At 67.2% G+C, this 26704-nt stretch carries 16 protein-coding genes; 8 read left to right on the top strand and 8 right to left on the bottom strand.

The genetic code is table 11. The features are described from left to right. Positions 1–37 precede the first annotated feature (37 nt). The 4 genes from FHY19_RS03520 to FHY19_RS03505 all read left to right on the top strand — a co-directional run bounded on the left by FHY19_RS03520 (position 38) and on the right by FHY19_RS03505 (position 9698). Positions 38–7102 (top strand): Hpt domain-containing protein, encoded by a 7065-nt coding sequence (locus FHY19_RS03520; protein WP_259161696.1) that lies wholly within the window; start codon positions 38–40, stop codon positions 7100–7102. Positions 7103–7109: 7 nt separating this feature from the next. Next, complete coding sequence (locus FHY19_RS03515; RefSeq protein WP_259163933.1) at positions 7110–8297, top strand: chemotaxis protein CheB; 1188 nt, start codon at positions 7110–7112, stop codon at positions 8295–8297. 33 nt (positions 8298–8330) lie between these two features. Then, complete coding sequence (locus FHY19_RS03510; RefSeq protein WP_046962981.1) at positions 8331–8810, top strand: chemotaxis protein CheW; 480 nt, start codon at positions 8331–8333, stop codon at positions 8808–8810. A gap of 297 nt (positions 8811–9107) precedes the next feature. After that, positions 9108–9698: a GNAT family N-acetyltransferase gene (locus FHY19_RS03505; protein ID WP_259161690.1), complete on the top strand. Its 591-nt coding sequence runs from the start codon at positions 9108–9110 to the stop codon at positions 9696–9698. Between the two features lie 777 nt (positions 9699–10475). On the opposite strand, the gene FHY19_RS03500 is transcribed toward FHY19_RS03505, so the two are convergent. Genes FHY19_RS03500 through FHY19_RS03490 form a run of 3 tightly spaced genes read right to left on the bottom strand, consistent with a single transcriptional unit; the run spans position 10476 to position 14952 of the window. Beyond that, positions 10476–12539 (bottom strand): hypothetical protein, encoded by a 2064-nt coding sequence (locus FHY19_RS03500; protein ID WP_259161684.1) that lies wholly within the window; start codon positions 12537–12539, stop codon positions 10476–10478. Continuing rightward, positions 12536–13108 (bottom strand): sigma-70 family RNA polymerase sigma factor, encoded by a 573-nt coding sequence (locus FHY19_RS03495; RefSeq protein WP_104562684.1) that lies wholly within the window; start codon positions 13106–13108, stop codon positions 12536–12538. Before FHY19_RS03495 ends, FHY19_RS03500 begins: the two co-directional genes overlap by 4 nt. 29 nt (positions 13109–13137) lie before the next feature. Next, the gene (locus FHY19_RS03490; RefSeq protein ID WP_259161683.1) at positions 13138–14952 is read right to left on the bottom strand and encodes a von Willebrand factor type A domain-containing protein; all 1815 of its coding nucleotides are present in this window, start codon (positions 14950–14952) and stop codon (positions 13138–13140) included. Between the two features lie 501 nt (positions 14953–15453). Between FHY19_RS03490 and FHY19_RS03485 the strand changes: the two genes are divergently transcribed. The 3 genes from FHY19_RS03485 to FHY19_RS03475 all read left to right on the top strand — a co-directional run bounded on the left by FHY19_RS03485 (position 15454) and on the right by FHY19_RS03475 (position 17504). Then, on the top strand, positions 15454–15609 hold the full coding sequence (locus tag FHY19_RS03485; RefSeq protein ID WP_259161680.1) for a hypothetical protein: 156 nt from the start codon (positions 15454–15456) through the stop codon (positions 15607–15609). A gap of 87 nt (positions 15610–15696) precedes the next feature. Further along, positions 15697–16761, top strand: coding sequence for a N(4)-(beta-N-acetylglucosaminyl)-L-asparaginase (locus FHY19_RS03480; RefSeq protein ID WP_259152013.1), 1065 nt, complete (start codon positions 15697–15699; stop codon positions 16759–16761). After that, on the top strand, positions 16758–17504 hold the full coding sequence (locus FHY19_RS03475; protein ID WP_259161678.1) for a copper homeostasis protein CutC: 747 nt from the start codon (positions 16758–16760) through the stop codon (positions 17502–17504). Before FHY19_RS03480 ends, FHY19_RS03475 begins: the two co-directional genes overlap by 4 nt. A 226-nt stretch (positions 17505–17730) precedes the next feature. Here FHY19_RS03475 and FHY19_RS03470 read toward each other — a convergent pair whose 3' ends face one another. Then, complete coding sequence (locus tag FHY19_RS03470; protein WP_259161670.1) at positions 17731–18807, bottom strand: sialidase family protein; 1077 nt, start codon at positions 18805–18807, stop codon at positions 17731–17733. Positions 18808–19270: 463 nt separating this feature from the next. Between FHY19_RS03470 and FHY19_RS03465 the strand changes: the two genes are divergently transcribed. Next, positions 19271–19600, top strand: coding sequence for a RebB family R body protein (locus FHY19_RS03465; RefSeq protein ID WP_259161669.1), 330 nt, complete (start codon positions 19271–19273; stop codon positions 19598–19600). Positions 19601–19654: 54 nt separating this feature from the next. Here the strand turns inward: FHY19_RS03465 and FHY19_RS03460 are convergent, their stop codons facing one another. The 4 genes from FHY19_RS03460 to FHY19_RS03445 all read right to left on the bottom strand — a co-directional run bounded on the left by FHY19_RS03460 (position 19655) and on the right by FHY19_RS03445 (position 26635). Beyond that, positions 19655–19858 carry a hypothetical protein gene (locus tag FHY19_RS03460; RefSeq protein ID WP_259152004.1) on the bottom strand — a complete coding sequence of 68 codons (204 nt, stop codon included), beginning with the start codon at positions 19856–19858 and terminating at the stop codon, positions 19655–19657. 681 nt (positions 19859–20539) lie between these two features. Further along, positions 20540–22375, bottom strand: coding sequence for a beta-galactosidase family protein (locus FHY19_RS03455; RefSeq protein WP_259163924.1), 1836 nt, complete (start codon positions 22373–22375; stop codon positions 20540–20542). A gap of 339 nt (positions 22376–22714) precedes the next feature. Next, entirely contained in the window at positions 22715–25057 is a 2343-nt protein-coding gene (locus tag FHY19_RS03450; RefSeq protein WP_259161667.1) for a GH92 family glycosyl hydrolase, read from the bottom strand. A 114-nt stretch (positions 25058–25171) separates the two neighbouring features. Further along, a complete protein-coding gene (locus FHY19_RS03445; protein WP_259161661.1) occupies positions 25172–26635 on the bottom strand; it encodes a glycoside hydrolase family 125 protein in 1464 nt (487 codons plus the stop codon). Positions 26636–26704: the final 69 nt, after the last annotated feature.

The raw sequence follows: 26704 nt of genomic DNA, 5'->3' as shown, positions 1-26704 counted from the left end.
GCGCAAGCGGTGAGCCGGCCGTTGTCAGGGGGCTGCAATGAGTGCGCTTCGCGATGCGATGAGCCACGCCGCGCTGGGCTGGGTCAAGCCGGAGCTGGACGAGACCTTGCGCCAGGCGCGCAACGAGATCGAATACTTCGCCGAAGAACCGTCCGACACCAGTCGGATGCGCTTCTGCGCCGGTTACCTGCATCAGGTGCAGGGCACCTTGCGCATGGTCGAGCTGTACGCGCCGGCGATGGTGGCCGAGGAACTGGAGCTGCTGGCCAACGCGGTGCAGGCCGGTGAGGTCAGCGACCGCGACGAGGCCTGCGCCATGCTGATGCGCGGCACCGTGCTGCTGCCCGATTATCTGGAGCGCCTGCAGAACGGCCATCGCGACATTCCGATCGTGCTGCTGCCGTTGCTCAACGAAATCCGTGCCACCCGTGGCCAGCCGGGTCTGAATGAAAGCGTGTTGTTCGCGTTCGATCCGCAGGCCGGTGTCGCCACCGAAGCCGAGCTGGATCACGCACGCGGCAGCCTGTCCGGCCGCAATCGCGAACTGCTCGACACGGTCGGCAGTGCGGTCAAGGAAGAATTGCTGCGCGTCAAAGACGCGCTGGATCTGCATCTGCGCACCGGCGGCGACATCGCCGAGCTGCAGACCCAGGTCAATGACCTCGGCAGTGTGGCCGACACCCTGGGCATGATGGGCCTGGGCGTGGCGCGCAACGTCGTCGTGCAGCAGCGCGATGCGCTGGCGCGCGTGGTCGATGGCCAGGTGCAGATGGACGAAGGCGTGCTGCTGGATATCGCCGGCGCGCTGCTGTACGTGGATGCGTCGCTGGACGATCAGGTCGCCAGTCTGGGCGCCGACAGCGGCGACGGCAACGAGGCCAGCAACAGCGCCACCTCGTCGGAAGTGCGTCGCACCGTCGATGTGCTGGCGCAGGAAGCGATCGCCAACTTCGGTGCGGCGCGCGAACACTTCGTCGCCTTCATCGAGACCAATTGGGATCACGCGCGTCTGGCCGACGTGCCGCATCTGCTGGGCGAGGTCGGCGGTGCCTTGCGCATCCTCGAATTGCCGCAGGCGGCCGATTACCTGGAAGGCGTGCGCCGTTATGTCGATCTGGAACTGATCGGCAAGCAACGCGTGCCCAGCGGACGTCAGCTGGATACGCTGGCCGACGCGATGGCCAGCCTGGAGTATTACCTGGAAGCCCTGCGCGAGCGCCGTCCCGGCCGCGAGGAGATTCTGGACATCACCCGCAACAGCCTGGAAACGTTGCGCTATTGGCCGCTGCCTTCGGGCCAGCCGTCCGAATTGCCGGTCGGTGCCGACCAGCCGGGCAGCGTTGCCGAGGTGCAGCCGGTTGCCGTGTCGCTTGCCCAGCATGCCGGCACGCCGGACGCGGCAGCCAACGATGCGGCGCCTGTCGCGCCGCTGGAATGGGCCAACGAAACCGTGGTCGAAACGCCGTTCGCGGCCAGCGTGGTGCACGACACCGGCGCTGCGGCGACCGATACGGTGTTCTCGTTCGACCCGGTGGCTGCAGAAGAAACCCTCTCCGGCCAGGCGCACGTGCCGTTTACGGTTGCGCCGCTGGACTTGTCCGACGACGGTACGCATGCGCCCGGCGATTGGCAGCTGGAAACCACCGAACAGGCTGCACCGATCGCCACGTCGGCGTTCGACCCGGTATCGGCCGAGCAGGACGGTCACGCAGCGAGCGAGGCCGCGCAGGTCAGCTACACCGTGGATCTGAGCGCGCTGGAACAGGAGCAGGCCGCTGCGCCTGTGGTGGCCGACACCACGCCGTTGCAGATCGAGCAGATCGAGTTGCCTGGCGATATGGACCAGGTCGACGCACCGCTGGATTTCATTGCCGAGAACCATGCGCGCCGCGCGCAGACCAGCATCGAAGATGCGTTCTCGCCGCCGCCGGCTCCGCCGCAGGAACTGGACGATCCGTTTGTCGAGTCCGCGCCGGACGTTGCACCGGACGCGCCGGCCGACGCCAGCGCCGAGCAAACGACTCCGCGCGTGCAGCAGGCCACGGTCAGCGAGTTCGAACTGGACGATGCTTCGGCCGCCTTCCTGGCGCAGCTCGACGCGGCCGCCGCGCAATTCGACGTGGCGCGTCCGCAGGATGCACCGGCCCCCAGCGACGCAGCGTCCGATGCAGCGCCGCTGCAGGCAGCGAGCGAAGCGGCGGCGGCCGATACCGCCGATGCCGGCATTTTCGGCGGCTTTGGCGACAGCGATATCGATGACGACATCCGCGATGTCTTCCTCGAAGAATTCGACGAAGAACTGGTCAACCTCGGACAGTTGCTGCCGGTCTGGCGCGCTGCGCCCAATAGTCCGGACCACCTGCGCCCGATCCGCCGCGTCTTCCACACCCTGAAGGGCAGTGGGCGTCTGGTCGGTGCCAGCGTGCTGGGCGAATTCAGCTGGAAGATCGAGAGCATGCTCAACCGCGTGCTCGACAACTCGCGCCCAGCCAGCCCGGCGGTGGTGGCGATGGTCGAGCTGGCCTACGAAGTGCTGCCGCAATTGAACGCAGCGCTGCGCGACCAGGGCCGAATCGGTGCCGATCTGCCGCAGATCCAGGCAGTCGCCGAACGGGTGGCCGCGGGCGAAGAGGTCTATTACGTGCCCGCACCGGCAACGCCGGTGGCGGTTGAACCTGCTGCGATTCCTGCCGTTGCCGGGGCGCTTGTCGCCGGTGGCACGCCGGCGTCGGTGGACAGCGTGCTGCGCGAGATCCTGGAAGCCGAAGTCGCCACGCATCTGGAAACCGTCAACGCCTGGCTGCAGGCCACGCAGGTCGAGCCGCAACTGGCAACCGAAGAGTTGCTGCGTGCCGTGCACACCATGAGTGGCGCGTTCGCGATGACCGATGTGCCGGAAATCACCTTGGTGACCACGCCGGCCGAAAGCTATGTCAAGCGTCTGCTTGCGGCGTCGCAAACGCCTTCGCAGGACGGCATCGATGCGATCGCCGCCACCGCTGCGGCGATCGCGACCACGGTCACCGCACTGCGCGCCGACGCGCCGCTGATTCCGTCGTTTGCGCCGTTGACCGAGCGCTTGCGCGCCCTGGTGGACACGCTGCCCGAAGCGCAGTGGCCGCCGCAGGTGGCCCTGGACGAGCTGGACGAGCTCGACGCTGCCGGCGACGAGGTCGACGCCAACGAAACGGTCGAACTCACCGGCGTGGAGGATCTGTCGCAGTACCTGGACTCCAGCGCACTGCCGGCCGATACCGCTGCACCGACGCATCCGGCCGACCAGCCGCAAGACGCCGATGCACGCGCCGAGGCTCCGATTGCGGTGGACGAGCTGGCCGGCGCCGAGGCAGACAGTTCGCTACACGCGCTCGAGGTACCTGCAGCCAGCGACGAGCACGTCGCAGCGCTGGAGCAGGATGGCGCGTTCGCCGAATCCGCCGATGCCGATGCCGCGTCCAGCGATGGCGTCGCCCCGCTCGCGCATCCCGAACAGGCCGACTCGCTGCACGGCGAAGCCGCGCAGCATGACGAAGCCGCAGCCCAGGGCACCGATGCGCACGACAGCTCGGTCGATGAGCCGGCGGTCGAAGCCGACGTCTGGGATGCCACCGAGCTGCAGCACGGCGAGGTAGCGGATGCGGCATCGCAGCCTGCCGACCCTGTCGAAGATGCAGCAAGCGAAACGTACGCCGCTGCCGATGCATCGCCGTCTGCGCACGACGCCGCAGACCATGCCACTCACCTGGACGACAGCGTTGCGGTAGACGAGCTGGCCGAGGCGGAGGCCACGCTGGGCCAGACGCAAACGCTTGCACCGGTGGCCGATACCGACACGCTTGCAGACCAAGCGACTGTCGAAACCATCGACGCCTTGGAAGCGGTGCACACCGATGCCGCGGTCGCCGACGAGGCGCCTGCCGCGATCGCCGAGGACTGGACGCCTGAAACTGCGGCGCTGGACAGCGTTTCGACCGACCAAGATGGTCAGGGCCTCGATCAGGGGTATGTCGACCACGTCGCCGCGTCGCCCGAACATGCCGCCGGCGCGCAGGATCACCATGGCGAGCATGCGGCCGACCAGGCCGCAGAGCACGCCGAGTCGGTGCAGGTGCATGACGCCGATGCAACGACGAGCGAACAAGCGCAGCACGCCGCGCAAGCGGACGATCACGCCGAGGCGCAAGACCAGGCAGACGCCGAGCAGTCGGCGCATTTCGAAGCGCAGGCGGCGTACGACGCACCGTCGCAGTCGGACCCGTTGGTTGAATCGAGCGAGCAGGCGGACGCGATCGAACCGGCGCAGCCGGACGAGCAAGCGCACGACGATGCGCCGACCGCCGAAGCTGACGACAACGTAGCGCAGGCGGACGTCGAGCACGTGGATGCAGCGCACGCAGAGGACGAGCACGCCGAGACCGAGCACGCCGCGACGGTGCATGCCGATGACGCCGTGCCGGAGCAGACCATCGCGTCGGTGCAGGCGTTCGAAATGGCGCATGCGGCCGATCAGGTCGAAGAATCGGGAGATCCGCAGTCCGAGACCGTGCCGGAGTTGCAAGACCACAGCGCGACCACCGACGCCGACGCGCCCCACGACGACGCGATTGCAACGCGCGATCGGGCAGAGCACATCGACGCCGCTGAATCCGCGACGGCCGAGCCTGAGGATGTCGAGCACGAAGCCAGCGCAGCGGCGGCCCTCAGCGCACCGGTGGAAGACGCCGCGCCGGTCGAAGCGGCCACCAACGAGGTGGGCGCCGCGTTCGATATCGGCCCGCTCAACTTCGATCAGCTCGATGGCGAACTGGTCGACATCTTTGTCGAAGAAGGCCGCGACCTGCTCGACCATTGCGACGGTCTGCTTGCCCGCATGCGCGAAGTGCCGGAAGACCGCGAGGTCCTCAACGGACTGCAGCGCGATCTGCACACGCTCAAGGGCGGCGCGCGCATGGCCGGCATCAACGCCATCGGCGACCTCGGTCATGCGATCGAATCGCTGCTCGAAGCAGTGGCGGCCAACCGGACCGACATCGATCGCGATGACGTGCGCCTGTTCGAACGCGGCTTCGACCGCCTGCATCAGTTGTTGACCCGTACCGGCATGCACCGCGCCGTGTCGATGCCGACCGACCTGGTGGAAGCCTTCGAAACCCGCACCCGTGGCCGCAATGCCGCCCCGCCCAGCGACGCCGATGTGCGCGCGATCGCCAAGGCATCGGTGGAGCCTGCGCCGCTGTCGGCGCCGGTGCCGGTCGACGGCCAGGTCGAAGAAGAACTGATGCCGCGCGCGCAGCAGGAACAGGTGCGCGTGCGTGCCGACCTGCTCGACCGCCTGGTCAATCACGCCGGCGAAGTGGCGATCTACCGTTCGCGTCTGGAACAGCAGATGGGCGCCTTCCGCGGCGCCATGGGCGAACTGGATCGTACCAACGCCCGTCTGCGCGACCAGCTCCGTCGTCTGGATCTGGAAACCGAAGCGCAGATCGTGGCGCGTTATCAGCGCGAACAGGACCAGGGCGATCGCACCTTCGATCCGCTGGAGCTGGACCGCTTTTCCACCCTGCAGCAGCTCAGCCGCGCGCTGAACGAATCGGCGGCCGACTTGGGCGGCTTGCAGGGCGTGCTGGAAGATCTGTCGCGGCAGTACGACGGCCTGCTGCAACAACAGTCGCGCGTCAGCTCCGAACTGCAGGACGGCCTGATGCGCGCGCGCATGGTGCCGTTCGATGGTCTGGTGCCGCGCCTGCGCCGTGTGGTGCGCCAGGCAGCCAGCGATACCGGCAAGCAGGTGCACTTGGTGCTGGAAGGCACCCAGGGCGAACTGGATCGCAACGTGCTCGACCGCATGGTCGCGCCGTTGGAACACATGCTGCGCAACTCGGTCGCACATGGCCTGGAAACGCCGGAGCAACGCCGCGACGCCGGTAAGCCGGAAGAAGGCAGCATCGCCATCCGTCTGCGCCGCGAAGGCTCGGAAATCGTGCTTGAAGTGGCCGACGACGGCGCCGGGCTGGACCGCGAGGCGATCCGTCGCCGCGGCGAGCAGCGCGGCCTGATCGAGCCCGGCCAGCAGCTCAGCGAGGCCGAACTGGATGGCCTGATCTTCGCTTCCGGCTTCAGCACCTCCGAACAGGTCAGTCAGCTGTCCGGCCGTGGTGTGGGCATGGACGTGGTGCGCAACGAAGTGCGTCAGCTCGGCGGCTCGGTGGATATCCACTCGGTGCGCGGCCAGGGCGCCACCTTCACCCTGCGCCTGCCGCAGACGCTGGCGGTCACCCAGGCGGTGTTCGTGCGCATCGGCGAAACCACGTTCGCGGTGCCGGTGGGTTCGGTCAGCGGTATCGGCCGCATCTCGCGCACCCGCTACGAATCGGGCGAGGGCGGTTATCACTACGCCGGCGAAGAGTACGTGCTGCACGACCTGGGCTCGCTGGTCGGCCAGCCGGTTGCGCGCGCCGATGGTCAGGCGCAGGTGCCGTTGCTGCTGGTGCGTGCGGGCGATCTGCGCGCTGCAGTGGCGATCGATCAGGTGCTGGGCAACCGCGAAATCGTGGTCAAGCCGGTGGGCCTGCAGATCGCCTCGGTGCCGGGCATCTACGGCGCCACCATCACCGGCGATGGCCGCGTGGTGGTGATCCTGGACGTGGCCCCGCTGGTGCGGCGTTACCTCAGCCAGCCGGCGCGTCCGACCCTGGAAACCCCGGCCGAAGCGCAGCGTCAGGTGCCGTTGGTGATGGTGGTCGACGACTCGCTGACCATGCGCAAGGTCACCAGCCGCGTGCTGGAACGCCACAACTTGGATGTCACCACCGCCCGCGACGGCGTGGAGGCACTGGAGCTGCTCGAAGAGCGCGTTCCGGACCTGATGCTGCTGGATATCGAAATGCCGCGCATGGACGGCTACGAGCTGGCCACTGCGATGCGCGCCGACCCGCGCTTCAAGTCGGTGCCGATCGTGATGATTACCTCGCGCAGCGGCGAGAAGCATCGCCAGCGCGCCTTCGAGATCGGCGTGCAGCGCTACCTGGGCAAGCCTTACCAAGAGTTGGATCTGATGCGAAACGTGTATGACCTGCTGGGGATCGCCCGTGTCCGAGACTAATGGCGCAATGGGAACTCCGGTCGCCCTGCTGGGTCGGCCGGGCCAGGCGCGAGAGCGCCTGCGCGAAGCGCTCGGCCTGGCCGGTGCGCAGGTCGTGCTGGAAGACGAACCGTCGGCGGTCGACGTGCAGATGCTGCGCGACGCCGAGCCGGTCGCGGTGCTGGTCGCGCTGGAGCCGGCGATCGAAGATGCGCTGGAAGCGTTGGAGCCGGCCTTCAATATGCCTGGCGTGACGGTGATCTTCGACGAGGCCGAACTCACGGTACGTCGCGAGGGTTGGGAAGCACAGCGTTGGGTGCGCCATCTGGCCGCCAAGCTGCACGGCCATGCCGATGTGTTGCCGCCGGGCACCGAAAGCGAGCCCTCGCTGCAACCCGAGCCGGGCCTGACGCTCGCACCGCGACAGCATTCGGATCTGCAACTGGACCAACATCTGGAAGCGGCCGCGCATGCTTTCGAAAGCGTGCCGGGCGATGCGATGTTCACGCGTGCCGTCGATCAGGCGCAGACCTCACCTGGTGCCGACAAGCCGGGCCCGACGCTGGGCGATTCCAGCACCTGGGGCCTGGTCGACGAGGTTGCCGTGGTGGTGCGCCCGCGCACCGAAGTGGATGTGGCTGCGCTGTCGACCGGCGGCTTGTCGCTGGTGGATCTGGAACACAGCGGCGAGGTGACCGGCGCAGTGCTGGTGATGGCCGGCATCGGTGGTCCGGATGCGATCCGCCGCCTGCTGGCTGCGCTACCGCCGAATTTCCCGCGTGCGGTGCTGGTGCGGATGACCCTCGATGGTGGCCAATACGGCAACCTGGTGCGACAGATGGGGCGCGTGTCCGCGTTGCCGGTCGAACTGGGCGAGCCTGGGCAGGTGGTCGTGCCGGGCAAGGCCTATGTGTTGTCCGACGAACTTGGCGTACAGCAGCACGCAGGTGCGCTGGCGTTCGTGGCGCACAGCGATCCTGCCGCGCTGATCGCCGCGCTGCCGGCCACCGACAGTGCGGTGCTGATGCTCAGCGGCGCCAACGAGGCGCTGGTGGAGGCATCGCTGGCACTGGCCGAGCAGGGTGCTTGGTTGGCCGGTCAGTCCGCCGACGGCTGCTACGACCCGGCCGCTGCGGCGCGCCTGGCCCGACAAGGCATTTTGACCGGCGATCCTGCGCAGTTGGCGCAGGCGTTGGCACAGCGTTGGCCGGCGTAAGCCGGGCGCTCCCTCTCAGATCGGAATGGTGCGATGAGCTACGCCAACAATGACGAAATCCGCGGCGTCCTGATTCAGGCAGGCACCGAGCGCGTGCTGCTGCCGAACGCCACGGTGGCCGAGGTGATGTCGCGCGTGGCAGTCGAAGCGCTGCCGGACATGCCGCGCTGGGTCGTGGGGCGTATCGACTGGTATGGCTGGAAAGTGCCACTGCTGTCGTTCGCACGCCTCAGCGGCCTGGGCGAGGAGCCCACTGCCGTCAACAACAAGGTCATCGTGTTGAAGGCGCTCGGCGGCAATCCTGCGTTGCCGTACTTCGCGTTGCTGACTGCCTCGTTCCCGCAACTGATTTCGGTGCCGCGCGACGGCTTGCTGGCCGACGCCTCGGAAGACGCGCTGCCGGACGGCGTGCACATGCGTGTGCTGCTCGGCGAACAAAGCGCGCTGCTGCCGAATCTGGATGCCATCGAGTCGCAGGTGGCGCAGGCGCTTGACTCGGCTGCCGCCGCCTAGGGCAGCCGGTAGAGCGACACCGCAGTCGTCGGACCGGCACTTGCGGTGCTCCCCATCGGCAGAGCGTGCGCGCGCAGTGCAGCCTCCGTGCGATTGTCGGATCCAACCGGGACATGCAGCCAGCGTATCGGGCGCCGCGCTGGCAGTGACTGCAAGCCGGGAGATGCGTTCGCGGTCACGCGGCTGCAAGAGCCAGGCCGGGGTTCGGTTCGCTACCGGTAGCGCAGCTTTGACGGTGCGATGCACGGCTGTCATCGTTCGATACGCTGCGCAATACCGCGGTTGCAGAGGGATGCCATGAGCCTGCCCGCCTTCAAGCCCGTGCGCCATGCGGACGGTGTGGTGTTGTCCGATCTGGCCAACATCGACCCCGCTGCCGTCGCCGACTACCACGCACGCAACCGCGCCCATCTGATCGAGGCGATGCCGCTGCGGCCGCCGGCGTTCTATACCGCCGAGGGCTGGCGGCGGTTGTGCATCGCCTACCGCGCGTCGGTACCCGGCGAGCGCGAGCTGCAGCTGGTGCTGTGTGCCGGGCAGGAGGTGATCGGCACGCTGGGCTTTACCCAGATTCAGCGCGGCGCGTTTCAGGGCTGCCATCTCGGCTATGGGCTGGATGCCGCGGCACAAGGGCGTGGCCTGATGCAGTGGGCTGCCACGCAGGGTATTGCGTTCGTGTTCGGTCCGCTGGGGCTGCACCGGGTGATGGCGCAGTACGTGCCGGACAATGTGCGCAGCGCGCAGGTGCTGGCGCGGCTGGGCTTCCAGATCGAAGGTCGCGCGCGGCGCTATCTGCAGTTGAACGGCGTCTGGCGCGATCATGTGCTGACCAGCCTGTTGCGCGAGGACGGCGAGGCTGGCGAGAACGGTAAGGTGGCCGAAGGCTGATCGGCGCAGCGAAGGCGGGCAGTTTGTGACGTCTCTGCTGTTACTGGTCGTTGCACACTGCTGGCGAGCATTGACGCCTGGAGTCGCGTTGCACCACGCGTTGATGCCGGGACGGCGCGGGTAGGAGCGCACTGCGTGACCCTGCCTTGGCCGGAACTTTGGTGGACTGCGCGCGGTGATCCGCGCATTCAGCGGCCAAGCGCGCCATTGAGCTGCTGTACTCGATGGAGTGCGTTGGCACTGGCATCAACGCCGCAGGCGCACGCGCACCGATGCGCTGTGAGCCCGAAGGTGGAGCGCTTGTACGCGGATGCGCTGGTCTTGGATATTGCCGCCGTCAGCCGTCAGCCGTCAGCCGTCAGCCGCCAGCCGCCAGCCGCCAGCCGCCAGCCGCCAGCCGTCAGCCGCCAGCCGCCAGCCGCCAGCCGTCAGCCGTCAGCCGTCAGCCGTCAGCCGTCAGCCGCCAGCCGCCAGCCGCCAGCCGCCAGCCGTCAGCCGTCAGCCGCCCGCATGCCTGCAGCAGGTCGCTGCAATCTCGGCTGTCTTCATCGATCCTCTGCGCAACAGCGAACGGCACGGGTCGGATACATCGGTGCGCACTGCGCTCCACGTTTTGCTCTTGCGGTGGCACGGGTAAGCAGTTGCTGCCGAACGGCTGCGGTTGGCCTCCAAGACCAGACAGCGTCCACAGCCATTGCGCGATTGGTCCATGCCGGTTCCAGGCAAAGGGTTGTGCCTGCCTGGCTGGCGGCCGAAACCCACCTGTAGGCGCCGGGCTCAATCGGCGCTCAGGGCGACCTGTACCTCGATGCGCAGGCGATCATCCGGTAGCTGCGCATTGCGCGCGATCTCGATCTGCGTGGACCAGCCGCGATCGCGACAGGCGGTACGCAGCTGGTCCACCCAACGCCTGACGTCAGGTGCATCCGGTGTGGCGGCTTCGAGACGCAGCCTGATCGGCGCGCGCTGGCCCGCGCGCAGATGGCGATCGATCCATTCGCCCGGAGTGCTCGACAGTGGCAGCAACTGCATTGCCGCGGCAGACGCAGCGCGCTGCCGCGCAGTGTCGGATGTCGCAAGCCTGCTGGCCGATATCGGGTATGGCGCCGCTGCTTCGCCCGACGTTGCTGCAGTGTCGTCTGCTTGCCGTCGCTGCGCCGCGGGGGCTTTCAGTGGAGCCGTTTTCGGCGGAGTGCGCGATAGCAGCCCGGAAGGCTGAGTGGCTGGGGTGGCACTGCCAGCCTGGATGGAAGGTGTCGACTTGCCGGCTTCGGCGAGTGATCGCTGCTGGGTGTCGATGGCCGGCACGGGTATGCCGGGCACGTGTGCCGAGGGGGGCGCCACTGCGTTCGGCCGCTCTTGCGTGGTCTGTTGCGCGCTGCCGTTGGCAATCGCGACAGATTCGCGCTCGGCAGAGAGGGGCTGCGTGGCGTCGACGTCCGTGTCGGCAATCGCTGCCATCGGGGCTGCAGGCATCGATGGGGACGGTGCAGCGACCATCGGTTCCGGCAAGACTGCAACAGGCGCAGGCGCAGGCGGTGCCGGTGGAGCGGGCGAGGCAGACGGCGCTGGACTCGGGGGAGCGGCGAATGCGGCTGAGGGCTTTGCCGATACGGGTGGTGGCATGGATGCCAATGGTGGTGGCACCGGCGAGCGTTCTGCGACCAGGCCGCCTTCGTATGCAGGTGCAGAGTCGGACTCGCCCGGGCTTGCCGCCACCGACGCAGCCTGCGGTTCATTGGTCCGGTCTGCAGTCTCCTGGACGGCGACGCGTGCCGCCTCGATGGGCGGCGCGGGCAGAGCTACGTTGGCCCGCCAGTGCAGCCCGACACCCACGGCCAGGGTGACCGAGGCGGCCAGCGCCAGCGCCGGCATCCAGCGTTGCCGGCGCGCGCGCCGCACCGCCGGTGTTGCCGAATGCAGCGCATCGGCTACTGCCGCAGCGTCGGGCGTTGTTGCGTTGCTCGTCACTTCGGCCGTTGCAATGGCCTGGGCCGCGCTCTGCGCGGAATCGCCCGCTGCAGGACCGGAGACCTCCGCGGTCGCAGCCTGCGCAGCTGGCTGACTGTCGCCGGTCGACGCATCCGCTTCAGCGCCGTAGTGCCGATACCGTGCATCGCCATCGGTCCGGTCGCTGCCGGTGGCCGGCGGCAGCTGCTGCAGCCATGCACGCGTCGCGCCCTGCACCGGTGCGCCCAGTGCCTGCGCCGCATCCTCGCCGGCACCAAGACGCCCCTGGATGGCGGCGCGCCGTGCGGCCTGGGACAGATCGGCCTGCGCGGCTGCAGCAGCAAACACCGCAGCCATCGATGATGGCGGTTCGAACTGCTGCGCCGTTGTATTGCGCGAGCCGTCAGTCGACGTTGCGGTGTGGGGGCTGTCAGCCTGCACAGCCGATGCGAAAAACGCGGCATCCATCGATGCGGGCAGCTCGAACTGCGCGGTTTCTTGCATGGCTGCATCGCGCGCGCCTTCCGCCGGCGGCGTGGCCTGCGTCTGGTTGGATTGCGCAGTCGACGCGGCAACCGGCGCATCCATCGATGCGGTCGGCTCGAATTGCGTGGTTTCTTGCATGGCCGCATCGCGCGCGCCTTCTGCTGGCGGCGTGGCTTGCGTGTGATCGGATTGCGCAGCCGACGCGGCAACTGGCGCGTCCATCGACGCGAGTGGTCCGCGTTGTGCGGCGTCTTGCGCAGCGCTGTTGCGTGCGCGCTCGGCCTGCTGCGCGGCCTGTGCAAACCAGGCATCCATGCGCGCAGGCGGAAGATAGCCCGGCTGGGCCTGCAACAGTGCAGCCAGGCCGTCGTCGCCAGCGAGGAAGCGTTCGAAGGCCGCGTTCATTGCACCGCGTCCAGGCTCAGGCGTAGTTTGGCGAAGGCGTAGCGCAGCCGGCTCTTGACCGTCTCGAAGCCGTCGCCCACCACCTGCGCGATGTCTTCCACCGCCAGCCCGACGAAGAAGCGCAATACCACCACTTCGCGTTGCGCATCGGGCAGGGCCATGACCGCTGCGCGCACGCGCTGTTGCTGCTGCCCCAGCATGGCCAGCTGCTCGGTGGACAGGTCATCGTCGGGCAGCTGCAGATGGGGGTCTTCCAGCGGCACCGAGGTGGCGACGTAGGCGCTGCGCCGCGTGTCGAGCCAGGCATTGCGCGCGATCTGGAACAGGAAACTGGTGAAGGCCGCCTGCCCCGGGCGATAGTCGCTGCAGCGGGTCATCAGCTTGACCCAGGTTTTCTGCGCAAGGTCTTCGGCCTCGCTCAGATTGCCTTCGCACTGCCAGGCCAGGAAGTTGAACAGGGCGCGGTTATGGCGCTTGAACAACTCGGTGGCCGGTTGTTCGACAAAACCATTGGCGACGAGGAGCATGAGCTCCTCGTCGGGCAGCGGCGCAAGATCGGCTGGATGCATCCGCGCAGTATAGGCAACCGCCGCGTGCATCAGTCCGTGGTTGCGACCGGCCGGCTGCCGAGTGCTTCGGCCTGCTGCACCATGCGCAGGAAGTCGGCGCGATACCCGTACCGATCCTTGCCGATACTGCCTGCGGCCAGGGCGCGCACCTGCGGGAAATCCCAGCCGTGCAGCTGGCTGCCACCGCGCAGGCGCTGGCCGAAACCGGCCACGGCCGCAGAGAAGCGGAAGGCCTCGCTGGAGGCATTCAATGCCACCTGCTGGTCGCGGCGGATGACGGTATCGAGCAGGCTGCTGCGGTGCGCGCTTGGCAATTTGTAGCGCAGTTTGAGGTGGGCAAGTTCGTTGTCTGCGTTGCCCGCCGGACGCAGCAGGCTGGCGGCGTAGCGCAGCGGATCGACCGACGCGGTGCTGTTGACCGGGGTGATTTCATACAGCGCGGTCACGCTGTGACCGGCACCGATGTCGCCGGCATCGACCTGGTCGTTGTTGAAGTCTTCGCGGCGCAGCGCACGATTCTCGTAGCCGATCAGGCGGTATTCCTGCACGGTGGCCGGGTTGAACTCGACCTGGATCTTGACGTCGCGCGCGATGGTTTCCAGCGTGGCGCCCAGCTCGTGGGTCAAGACCTTGCGCGCTTCCAGCGGCGAGTCGATATAGGCGTAGGCACCGTCGCCGGCGTCGGCCAGCTGCTCCATCAAGGTGTCGTTGTAGTTGCCGGTGCCAAAGCCCAGCGTGGACAGCGCCACGCCGGAACGGCGCTTCTCGGCCACCATGCCCTTGAGCGTATCGAAGTCGGTGACGCCCACGTTGAAGTCGCCATCGGTGGCCAGCAGGATGCGGTTGATGCCGCCACGCAGATAGCTTTGCTGCGCCGCCTTGTACGCCAGCTCGATGCCGCTGGCGCCAGCGGTGCCGCCGCCCGATTGCAGGCTGTCGATGGCTTCGACAATGCGCGCTTGTTGATTGCCTGAAGTGGGCGGCAGCACCACGGCGGTGTTGCCGGCGTAGGTCACCAGGGTGATGCGGTCCTGCGCGCGCAATTGACGCGTCAGCAGCTTGAGCGAGGATTGCAGCAACGGCAGCTTGTCGGGCGCGTCCATCGACCCGGAGACATCGACCAGGAACACCAGGTTGGCTGCCGGCAGCGCGGTGGTCGGGACATCGCGTCCGTTGATGCCGATGCGCAGCAGCAGGTGCTTGCCGTTCCAGGGCGCGGGAGCCAGTTCGGTGCGCACCGCGAAGGGCTGGCCATCGCGGGGCGCGGGGTCGTCGTAGCGGAAGTAGTTGATCATTTCTTCCACGCGCACCGCATCCACCGGCGGCAGGCTGCCACTGGTGAGATAGCGCCGCACGTTGCTGTAGCTGCCGGTATCGACATCGATGCTGAAGGTGGACACCGGGCTTTCAGCGGCCTGCACGATCGGGTTGTCGCTGAGGGTCTGATAGGTCTCGCGATTTTCGGCTGGTGTAATCGACGCAAGCGGTGGTACGGGCATGGACTGGTCGGGCAGTGCGCGCCTGGCCATCAGCGTGGCCGCAGGTGCTTGCCGCGCAAGTGCGCCATAGACGCTCTGCGGCGCCGCGGGTGCTGGCGGGCTGGGCGCATGGACCATTTCAGCCGGGCTTGGATGCATCGGTGCAGGATCCGAGAGCACGGGTGGGGACGCGGGTTGGGGTTGCGGTTCGGCTGCGGGCGTATACGCGATGTCGGCTTTGTACGGCGGCAACGCTACCGGGTTGGGAGTGGACGATGCGGGCGGGTCGCCAACGACGGGTGAGGTGGGTTCGTGCGAGCAGGCGCTCAGCAGCAAGGCGAGCGCGAGAAGGCTGTGACGTGGCATGGGAATCCTTTGCGTGGCGAGAACGAATGGGTGAACAACCGGGCAGCCCGAGGTCGCCGTGCACTGCGCCTCTGCAGGTGAAACGGGCCAGGGCGGCAAACGGGGTTAAACGGATGCAGTTTTTTTTCCAAGCGCTGCCGTGGCGTTCAATGGCCGTCAGCGGCAGTGGCCTGGTCGTGTCCGCTGCGTTGCGGATCCGGCTAGGCGACGCGCGGCGGGCGTAGCCGCGCTGGTGGGTTGAAGTGCGTGGAGAGCCCGCGATGGGGCGTAGGACTGGTGCAGCCCCCTTCATTGGCGCAGGTAATGTCCTGGGAGCCGAGCGTGGGCGTGCACGCCGACGGATCAGGTCGTTTTTTCATTGGCGGCTGGCGACTGCACGCGGTGGACTGGATGTGTTGCCGCTTGCCCGCCCGACGCCTTGGCTCTGTATTGGCGGGCAGGTCTTGGCACATGCCATCGACCCGGCGGTGAGTGCGCAGCTCAGCCATCGCCGACATCGGCGTGCCCGAGTCCACCGGCCTGCATCGCATCGACGTCCGTGCAGGCTGTCTGCCGCAGCAGCCGCTGGCCGAAGCTGCGACCTTGCGAAAGCAGGCGCGGCTGCGCGCATCATGCCTGCGGGCGTTATGCCTCAATCCGCATCGCGGCGCGGGGTAATGCGGTTTATCCGCGGACGTTGCTGCCGCATGATGGGAGGATGCGGCGCAGTGCGCGGCATCTGTTTCCGTTATGGAGTTCGCCTGGATGATTCAACGTCGTCATTTCCTCAAGAGCGCCACCCTGGGCGCCATCGCTTCCGGTCTGGCCGGATGGGGCGCACGTGCGCAGGCCGCGGCCGCTGGCACGGCGGCGGTACGTCCTGCGGCGTTGCCCAAAGGTCAGGCACGGGTGATTTCCACCTGGGATTTCGGCGTGGCCGCCAATCAGGCCGCGTGGAAAATCCTCAGTGCCGGCGGCATTGCGCTGGATGCCGTGGAAGCGGGCGTGCGCGTGCCCGAAGCGGACCCGACCAATCCCACCGTGGGCCTGGGCGGCTACCCCGATCGCGACGGTCGGGTGACGCTGGATGCCTGCATCATGGATCACCTGGGCAATTGCGGCGCGGTGGCATCGCTGGAAGATGTGGTGCACGCCATCTCGGTGGCGCGCGCGGTGATGGAAAAGACCCCGCACGTGATGCTGGTCGGCGATGGTGCGCGGCAGTTCGCGTTGGAACAGGGCTTTCCGAAGACCAAGCTGCTGACGCCCAGCTCTGAAGCGGCGTGGAAGCAATGGTTGAAGACCTCCAAGTACTCGCCCGAGGCCAACGTGGAAAACCGCGCCTGGCGCGATGCCAAGCTGCCCGGCGGCAAGGACAATCACGACACCATCGGCATGTTGGCGCTGGATGCGCACGGCAACCTGTCCGGCGCCTGCACCACCAGCGGCATGGCGTGGAAGATGCACGGCCGGGTCGGCGACAGCCCGATCATCGGTGCCGGCCTGTACGTGGACAACGAGGTGGGCGGCGCGACCTCCACCGGCGTGGGCGAAGAGGTGATCCGCAATGTCGGCAGTTTTGCAGTGGTGGAAATGATGCGCCAGGGCAAGTCGCCGGCCGACGCCTGCCGCGAGGTGGTGATGCGGTTGATCCGCCGCAAGCCGGAGCTGACGCGCACGCTGCAGGTGGGATTTCTGGCGATGAACAAGCGTGGCGAGGTGGGTGCGTTCGCGATCCAGAAAGGCTTCAGTTACGCAGTGTGCGATGCGCAACGGCAGGATCTGCTGGTGCCCGGCGAGAGCCATTACACCAGCGAGCCGGCGGCATGAGTGCATCGGGTCTTGAAGTGGCGGCCGATTCGGTGGCATCGGCCGTGGCCGCGCAGGACGGCGGGGCGATGCGGGTGGAGCTGTGCGGCGGGCTGGATGGCGGCGGCCTGACTCCCTCGTTCGGCACGCTGGCGGTGGTGCGCGCGCGCTTGCGGATTCCGCTGTATGTGCTGATACGCCCGCGCGTGGGCGACTTCGTGTTCAGTGCCGATGAGGTGGAGGCAATGCGCCGCGATGTGCAGCAGTGCGTTGCGCTGGGCTGCGATGGGGTGGTGCTGGGCGCGCTGGATCGTCATGGCCAGGTCGATATGGACACGATGCGGGTGTTGATCGATACGGCCGGATCGCTGGGCGTGACCTTCCATCGTGCGATCGACGTCAGTGCCGAGCCAGCGCGCGCGCTGGAAGATGCGATCGCGCTGGGCTGCGAACGCGTGCTGACCTCCGGGGCACGCGCCAGTGCCATCGAGGGCGCGGACGTCATCGCCGCGCTGGTGCGGCAGGCCGCCGGCCGCATCGGCATCATGCCGGGCGCGGGTGTCTCCGAGCACAATGTCGCCGACCTGCGCGCCAGGACCGGTGCCTGCGAATTCCATGCATCCGCCCGAGGTCCGGTGGCTGCGCAGGTGCCTGCGCCGCATGCCTACATCAGCGACCTGGGCGGCGATTACCAACGCACCGACGTGCAGCGGGTGCGCAGGATTGTGGACGGGTTGGGCGCGTCGGCTGCTGCAGCTGGCTGAGTGTTCCGGGCTGCTGCTTTATGCCTGGTGCAGCGCGGCCCTCATCCGCCCTTCGGGCACCTTCTCCCGCAGGCGGGAGAAGGAACGTTGATCGATGGCGGCGGGGCGCTGGACAGCAGCGGCGTCGAGACGCTGAAGCGCAGCGTGTGGCGATGCCGGGGCAGCGCCGGCGCGAGGCGCGCGCGATCGACCCGGCGCCGGAACATCGCGTCGCCGTCAGCTGCCGTCAGCCGCCGCCCTGGCCCGCAAGCAGTGTCGGATCGAGTACCACGTGTTTGATGCGCTGGCGCTTCCAGGTGTAGCTGATGTGCACCAGGCCGTCGCGTGTCTGGATGACCGCCGGGTACGAGAATTCGTCCTTGGCGCTGTCTTCCAGCGTCACTACCCGCTGCCAGTGCACACCATCGTCCGACAGTGCCACCGCCAGCGTGCCGCGTCCCTCCCACCAGTCCTTGCCGGCGATGGCGGGGTTGTAGACCAGCAAGGCGCGACCGTCGCGCAGCAGCACCGCGTCGGTGCCGGAATTGGGGTTCTGCACTTCCAGCAGTTGCATCGGCTGCCAATGCAGGCCGCCATCGTCGGAGAAGGTGCTGAAGAGTTTGTTCTGCTGGCTGCGGCCCAACGCCTGTACGCGGCCGTCGGCATGCAGCAACAGGCTGGGCTGTATGGCGCCGATCACGCCGGGGTCGTTGAGCGGCATGCCGCGCTGCCAGTGCTCCCCGTCGTCGTCGCTCCATTCCAGATGCGCACGCCAGCCGCGGTCTTCGCTGCTGCTGGGTGCCAGGATGCGCCCACTGGGCAGTTGCAGCGGCTTGTTCTTGATCGGCCCGAGAATGCCGTTGGGCAACTGCTGCGGCGCAGACCAATGTGCTCCATCGTCGGCCGAGGTCATGCGCAGCCCCCACCATTGCCGCGGGTTGGGGCCGAGCTTGTAATACAGCTGCACCGGGCCGGTGGCCGATTGAAACAGCACTGGATTCCAGGCCGGTACGCTCGCTCCCTGCGTGCCGGCGTGCGTGCCATCGGCAATACGGCGTGGTGGCTGCCAGTGCTGCGCGTCGCGCCGGGTCAGCCAGATGCCGACGTCGGCTGCACCTTCGTGTGCGCCTCCGAACCAGGCCGCCAACAGATGGCCATCGCGGGTTTCCAGCAAGGTGGATGCGTGCGCCTGCGGGGTGGGTGCCGGGTCGGCGATGAACTCGCTGAGCACGATCGGCGAAGGCGGAAACACGGGAGAGCGTGCCTGCGCGTTGCAGGCCGCAAGACCGGCAACAAGGCAGGTCAGCAGGCGAGTGGAAAACATCGGGGTCCGGTGTTGTGTGGATTCAATAAAGACCTCTTTATCATCTATTGAATACCTGTGCCTTGACCATCCTGGGTGGCAGCGGTTGCCAACCATGTGCGGCAAGGGCAACTGGTCGGGCGCGCCAGCGAGGCGGTCGGTAAGCAAGTCCACAGGCGTTGGCATGTCTCTGCTGCCGCAGGATCGCCACGTGGCCAAGTGCGTTGACGGCAAGGTTGATGCCGGCGCAGCTGGTGGAGCTGGCCTGGCGCCATGGCCGGATCGACGATTGGTGGCTGGACGGCACATCGGTGTTGCGACGTGCATTGCGAAGCTGCATTGCGCCGATTCAGCGATACGCCCCTGCGCCGTTATCGGAAGGGCACCGCGTGCGTTGTAGCCCGGTCTGTACATCGCGACGTCGCGAGCAGGCCATTAACGGTCAGGGCGCAAGCCGTGCATTCCGCCCACCCAGGAGCCGAGCATGGCCATTCCAACTACAGTCAATGACCAGATCACCGATGCCGTCACCCAGTCCAACGTCAAGGTCGTAGGCGAAGCGCCAGCGATCGCGCTGGGCTCGGTCTACCAGACCATGGCCCATTCGAGCGGCATCCTGTTCCAGAACGCCGTCGCGGCGCAGCAACAGCAAAACACCCTGGCGCAGGCCGCGACCAACCAGGGCGTGATGCAGATCTACAGCGTGGATACCACGGCGTGCGCCGGCGCGAGCGAGCACGTGGCGCAGACCGGCGTGGCCGACAATCTGACCAGCCTGCTCACCGTGCTCAAATCGTTCCAGTCCGGCAGCTGATGAGCGTTGGCGGCTTGCGAACGCGGCCGCCACCGCTGCACGTCCTCGGTGTGCTCAGGTCGCGTTGTCGTCGCGGACCTGCGGCGGCAACAGCGTCTGCGGCTTCTTGGCCGACTGGGTCTGGCACAGGAAGGTCATCGTGTGCGCCGCTTCGGTGCTGTCCATCGGCTTGCTGTGAAGCTGCTGGGCAAATGCGTGCTGGGTATGCTCCGGGGCAACGGAGGTGGACTCTTCGGCAACAACGGTGGACGACGACATGCAACGCTCCTGGAACCTGCAATCAGGCCGTCTACGTAGCAACCAAAGCGCCCCCGTAACGGTGTCAGCCGGTGATCTTGCCTGGAATATGGTCCGCCCGATACCAGGGCGGCAGCAGGCGGTACAGGTGCACCGGACTTCCAGATAGCGGCGCGCGGGGCACGGACTGAAGGGCAGGGAGCCTGGGCGGCTGACGCGCAGTTGGCCTGCGGTGGGTTTGGCGGTGGCGCAGGGTGGGCGAGGGCTGTGTCCGTGCCGTAACGCTGTTGGCCGGACCGTGGATTTGCGCGGGGATGTGCCAGGCGCAGGCTGGCTGCATGCGGCCATGCAGTCCATGCGGATTGATCCGTACCCACCTCAACCTCTGTTCCGGCGGGAAAGGGGCTCTGTCGAGGGCGGCTGGGGTTTGATCGCTTCGCTTTTCGGGAGAAGGTGCCCCCGCAGGGGCGGATACGGGGCGGCATGGCTTGGTGTGCCTGGGACCACGCGCATCACGCAGTGGGGCAGTGCTGGCGCACGCGGTTGGCATCCAGGGAAGTGGTGGGTTAACGCGTGCGGCGTGCCGCGCGATGGTGCCGGCCGGTCGCCTCGTACCCTCACCTCAACCCCTCTCGCAAAAGGAGAGGGGCTTGAGCATTGCAGTCGCGTACCACCTTCACGGCCTGCGCGACGGTGCAGCGATCACTGCTCCGGCTTGAGCCACACCTGCTGTTTCAGGCCGCGCACGCCGGGTTTGGCGGTGCTGTCCAGGTCGAACACCACCACGCTGTTGTCGCCCTTGCGCTGGAACGGCGCGGGGAAATACAGCGCCGTTTGCGGGCCGATCTTCCAGTGGCGGCCCAGGTTGACGCCGTTGGCCCAGGCGACGCCCTTGCCGAAGGCGCGCATGTCCAGGTAGGTGTCGGTGGGCGTGCCGATGCGCAGGTTGCCGCGGTGGAAGGCGGGGCCTTGCACGGGCTTGCGGGTCCAGCCGTGGATGCTGTCGGGCGAGCGCATCGGCAGCGGGAAGGCCTGCCAGCCGGTGAGCTGCCGGTTGTCCAGCAGTACCGGGTCGACCAGGCCGGCGCGGCCGTCGGCCATGCGCGGGCCGTAGTTGATGCGGCCGCTGTTTTCGACCAGGACATCCAGCGTGTGCTGGCCTGCAGGAATATCCACGTCGGTGGAGACCTGCTGCACCCGGCGCTCGACGCTGCCGACCGGCTTCTGATCGACGTACACCCGCGCCACATCGCGCACCTCGCCCAGATACAGCGAACCCTTGCGCGGGCCGGTGATGGTGGTGCGGTAGAGGATGTAGCCGTAGTCCTGGCCGAAGTGCTCCATCGGCTGTGGGGTGTCGATGGCGATCGGTGCGGGCAGGTTGTCCCACAGCGAGGCGGATTCGCGTAACTGGGTTTGCGGCAGTGCGGCCATGGCGATCGGTGCCGGCAATGCGGGCGGCTGCACGCCGGTGACCCGGGCGATGGCATCGCGCATCAGCGCGAACTTGGGCGTGGGCTGGCCGGCTTCGTCGAGGATGGCGTCGTAATCGTAGCTGGTGGTCTGCGGCGCGTAATGGTCGCTGGGATTGCCCTGGAAATTGGCGCCATTCATGAAGCCGAAGCTGGTGCCGCCGATGAACATGTAGAGGTTGGCCGAGTGACCCTGGCGCAGGATCCATTCCAGTTCTTCGGTCTGTTGCTTGGCATCGGTGCTGGCGTGCGGCGTGCCCCAATGATCGAACCAGCCGGCCCAGTATTCGCCGACCATGCGCGGTTGCTCGGGGCGGAACTTGATCAACTTGTCGAACGCGCTCTTCGCCTCGCCTGGCGCGAAATTCACCACTGCCAGGGTGTCGGGCAGGGTGCCATTGGCGAGCATGTCCGCGCCGTCCGAGGTGAACAGCAGCGCCTTGTCGAAGCCGGCCTTGACGAACATGGCGCGGTTGTCGGCCATGTAGGCGTGGTCGTCATCGTAGGAGCCGTATTCGTTCTCCACCTGCACGGCAATGATCGGGCCGCCGTTGTGGTTGAGCAGCGGTTGCACCTGTGTTGCCACCGCATCCAGGTATGCCTGGCTGGCGCCGAGAAAGCGCGGGTCGCGGCTGCGCACGCGGATGTTGTCCTTGCCGAACAACCACGCCGGATAACCGCCGGCTTCCCATTCGGCGCAGGCGTAGGGGCCGGGGCGCAGGATGACGTTGAGGCCTTGCGCGGCGGCTTCGCGCACGAAGGCGGCCACATCGTTGTTGCCGGAAAAATCGAACTGGCCTTGCTGCGGTTCGACCAGATTCCAGAACACGTAGGTCTCCACGGTGTTCAGGCCGAGTGCGCGCGCTTTTTGCAGGCGGTCCTTCCAGTAAGCGCGTGGAATGCGCTGGAAATGGATGGCGCCGGAGAGGATCTGATACGGCTTGCCGTCGCGCACGAACTGCGTGCCCTGGGTGCCGAAGGCGGGCCAGGACTCGGGCGTAGCAGCGGAGGCGGGCAGCGCGAGCGCCAGGGCCAGAACCAGGGGGGCAAGAGTGGTACGCAGCATGGAGGTCTCGATGTAGGTGGGGCCGGTGGTGCGGGTGGACGGCAGGCGGCCGTGTTTGCGTTCTGCCCTCATCCGCCCTGCGGGCACCTTCTCCCGCTTGCGGGAGAAGGGAAGAGCAATACCCGCTTGTGGGAGAAGGAAGGGCTATCAGCTTGCGAAGAAGGAAGAGCAACGCCCGCTTGCGGGAGAAGGGAAGAGCAATCCCCGCCTGCGGAATCAGAAAGCAACTTCCACTCGCGAATAAACAAGCGATCCTTGTTTTTGCGTGAGCGGGGAAGGACGTTCCCCATTCGCGCAGCAAGAAGCGAACGCGCCGCTCGCGCAAGCGACGTACCGGCATTACGCGAACGACGGTGGCAGATCCTTCTTGTCTGCGCCGAAGGCCGGGTTCGGCTTGGGTCCCATCGCAAATTCCAGCGTGCCGCCGGCAGCCAGCTCGGTGTGACGTAGCCAGGCGCGGGTGAGCGATTTGCCGTTGAAGGTCAGCGACTGCACATAGACGTTCTGCGCGCTGTTGTCCTTGGTCACGATGCGCAGTGTGCGGCCGTTGCCCACGTCCAGCGTGGCGCGCTCGAACAATGGGCTGCCGAGCACGTAGTTGCCGCTGACCGGGTCCACCGCATACAGGCCCAGCGCGCTGAGCACGAACCACGCGCTCATCTGCCCGCAGTCTTCGTTGCCGGACAGGCCATTACGCGCGTCATGGTATTGCTCGCGCAGCAAGCGGCGCACCATCGCCTGAGTCTTGTACGGCTGGCCGGCGTAGGCGAACAGATAGGCCACATGATGGCTGGGCTCGTTGCCATGCGCGTACTGGCCGACCAGGCCGTCGATATCCGGTGGCGCATCGGCCGGCAGTTCGGAGCTGGTGGAAAACAGTTCGTCCAGCTTGGCGACGAAACCGTCTCGGCCGCCGTACAAATCCATGTAACCGTACAGGTCGTGCTGGTTGAGGAAGGTGGCCTGCCAGGCGTTGGATTCGGTGAAGTCGCGCCATTTGGCGATGTGGCCCATGCCGCGCGGGTCGAATGGTTTGGCCCAGCTGCCATCTTCCAGGCGCGCCTGCACGAAGCCGCTGTCGCGGTTGAAGACATTGCGGTAGTTGCGCGAGCGTGCGCGCAGCGCGCGTGCATCGTCGGTTGCGCCGGCAGCCTGCGCCAGGTGCGCGCAGGCCCAGTCGTCATAGGCGTATTCGAGGGTGCGGCTGACCGCTTCGTCCACCTTGTCGGCGGGGATGTAGCCAAGCTTGCGGTAGTACGCCAGGCCGTGCGTGGTGTCGTCCATCGCACGTTTGCGGTAGGCCGGCCACGCCGCGGCGTAGTCGATTCCGTTAAAGCCCTTGGCGTGCGCTTCGGCCAGCACGACGGCGGAGTGGTAGCCGATCATGCAGCCGGTCTCCACGCCTTGCAGCGGCCAGATGCCCACGCCGTCCGGGCATTCGTTGGCGCCGCGGACCAGGCACTGCACCAGGTCGGGAACGCGCTCGGGTTGTACCAGGGTGAGCAGCGGATGCGCGGCGCGGTAGGTGTCCCACAACGAGTAGGTGCTGTAGTTGTTGTAGCCCTTGGGTGCGGTGTGGATCTGCAGGTCCATGCCGCGGTAACGGTTGTCCACGTCGCTGAACAGCGTGGGCGCCAGCAGGCTGTGATACAGGCCGGTGTAGAAGATGCGGCGTTGCGCGTCGTTATCGCTGTCGATGCGCACACGTGCCAGCTCCTTCTCCCAGGCGGCCACCGCTTGCGCATGCACGCGGGAAAAGTCGAAGTCCGGCAGCTCGGCGTCGAGGTTGGCCAGTGCATTGTCGGCGCTGACGGCGGAGATGCCGACCTTGATCAGCAGTGGCGCATCGGAGGCATCGGGGAAGTGCAGTGCGGCCTTCAGATGCACGCCATCGGCGCTGCGCGTGCCGGCGGCCAGCGGCTGGTCTTCGTTGTACAGCTGCACCTGTTTGAACGGCCGCGACAGCCGCAGGGCGAAATAGATGTAGCGGCCCTGCGCCCATTGGTAGACGCGCCGGCCACCGGTGAGGGTGCGCTCGTCGACCACACGCAGCTGCGCATCGCTGACGCGGGTGGGGATGCCGGGTTTGTCCTGCATGCCGTGGCACAGGTCCAGCAGTACGTGCGCCGGTTTGCCCTTGGGGAAGTGATAGCGATGCAGGCCTGCACGCGCAGTGGCGGTGAGTTCGGCATGCACGCCGCTGTCCTTGAGCCGCACGCGGTAATAGCCCGGCGAGGCGGCTTCGTCGCTGTGGTCGTAGCGCGAGCGGTAACCGGCATCCGGGTCGTCCAGTGGGCCGGGCACCAGCTTCACCTCGCCGGTGGCGGGCACCAGTAGAAAGTCCAGCATGTCGCCGATGCCGGTGCCGGACAGATGGGTGTGCGAGAAGCCCATGATCGAACCGTCGGATTCGTGGTAGCCCGAGCACGAGTCCCATACCGCGTTATAGGTGTCCGGGCTCAGCTGCACCATGCCGAACGGCAAGGTCGCGCCGGGGAAGGTGTGGCCATGGCCGCCGGTGCCGATGAAGACGTCCACGTGACGGGTGAGGTCGGCGCGCACGCGCGCATCGGCCGGCAGCGCGTAGTTGCCGGCGCGTGCGCGGGCTGCGCCGGGCAGGCCAACGCTGCCGAACAATGCCGCTGCGATGGCGCCTTGGAGAAAACCGCGTCGTGTTGCCATGTGTGTGGTCTCTGAATGTGCGGGCCGATGCCGGGGCACCCTCATCCGCCCTTCGGGCACCTTCTCCCGGCGGGAGAAGGGAAGCGTCGAACGCTGTGCCCTTCCGGTGGGGAATCAGGCGCTGCGCAGCAACTGGGGTTTGCGTTGGTGCAGGTCGATGATCAGTTCGCCGAACAAGGTGTTGGCCCAGGCGAACCAGTCGCGGGTGAAGGTGCCCGGGGTGTCCTTGTCGAACGCCTCGTGCATGAAGCCGGTGCCGGCGTGGGTGGTCTTGAGCCACTGCAGGCATTGGCGCAGCTGCGCATCGTCGTCGCTGACCAACGCGTATTGCACGATGGACATCGGCCAGATGGTGCCCATGCCGCTATGCGGGCTGCCCACGCCTTCGGCCGCCTTGCCGCGCGAAAAATACGGGTTGCGTTCGCTCCAGGCGAGCTGGCGGGTGCGCAGGAACACCGGGTCGCGCCGGTCGCAGCAACCCAGGTAGGCCAGACTGAGCAGGCCGGGGGCGTTGGCATCGTCGATGAACAACTGGTTGCCGAAGCCGTCCACTTCGAATGCCCAGTACGCCTGGCCGTCGCTGTCGCGCAGTTGGCCGAACTGGCGCGTGGCGGTGTCCACCTCATCGGCCAGGGCTGTGCACTCGGCGGCAAACGCGGCATCGCGATGCAGTGCGGTGCTCATCGTTGCCAATTGGCGTAGCGAGGTCACCGCAAACAGGTTGGCCGGCACGAACAGCGGAAACACGCAGGCGTCGTCGGAGGGACGGAACATCGAGTGGATCATGCCGTTGGGTCTGGTCGGCTGGCCGTAGCCCTCCAGTACCAGGGTTTCGGTGGCTAGCGGGGAGGGACGCTGGAACACGTACGGACCACGGTTGTCCTTGCGCTGCTGCTCGCGGAAGGTCTTGACCACCACGTGCATCGCCGCGCGCCAGTCGTCGTCGAACGGTGCGGCATCGCCGGTGGCGCGCCAGTATTCGTGCGCGATGCGGATCGGGTAGCACAGCGAATCCACCTCCCACTTGCGCTCGCCCACGCCGGGCTTCATCTCGGTGATGTCGTTGAGCGACCACTTCAGGCGCTGGGTCTGGCCGTCGGGCAGGAAGGCGTTGGCATACGGGTCCAGCCGGATGCACGCGGCCTGGCGCTGGATCAGGCCATGGAACATGCGTCGCAACGCGGGGTCGCGCCTGGCCAGCGGCACGTACGGATGCACCTGCGCGGAGGAGTCGCGCAGCCACATCGCATGGATGTCGCCGGTGATGACGAAGGTGTCCGGCTTGCCGTTGCGGGTGCCGGTTTCCACCGTGGTATCCAGCGTGTTCGGGTAGCAGTTCTCGAACAGCCAGGCCAGCTCGGGGTCGGCGATCTGTGCCTTGATCCGCACGATCTGCTGCTCGACCGCCTTGCTGACGAAACGACGCTGCGCCTTGGGCGGGCGCTTGCTGACGAAGGCACCGGCGGCCGTGGAGGCGCCGGCAGCGGGCGCAGCCGCGAAGGCAGGCAGGGCACTGGCCAGCAGGCCGGCACCGGCGCTGGCGCCGAGCAGCTGAAGAATGTCGCGGCGGGTATGCATGACCTCAAGACTCCATGGGTTCAACCTGCGATCCGCACGATGGTCCTCCCCGCGCTGGCGGCTGCAAGA

The sequence above is a fragment of the Xanthomonas sp. 4461 genome (assembly GCF_024806475.1).
Classification (GTDB): Bacteria; Pseudomonadota; Gammaproteobacteria; order Xanthomonadales; family Xanthomonadaceae; genus Xanthomonas; species Xanthomonas arboricola_F.
Note: the sequence above shows the minus strand (reverse complement) of the source record. Positions and strands in the feature narration are given on the sequence as shown.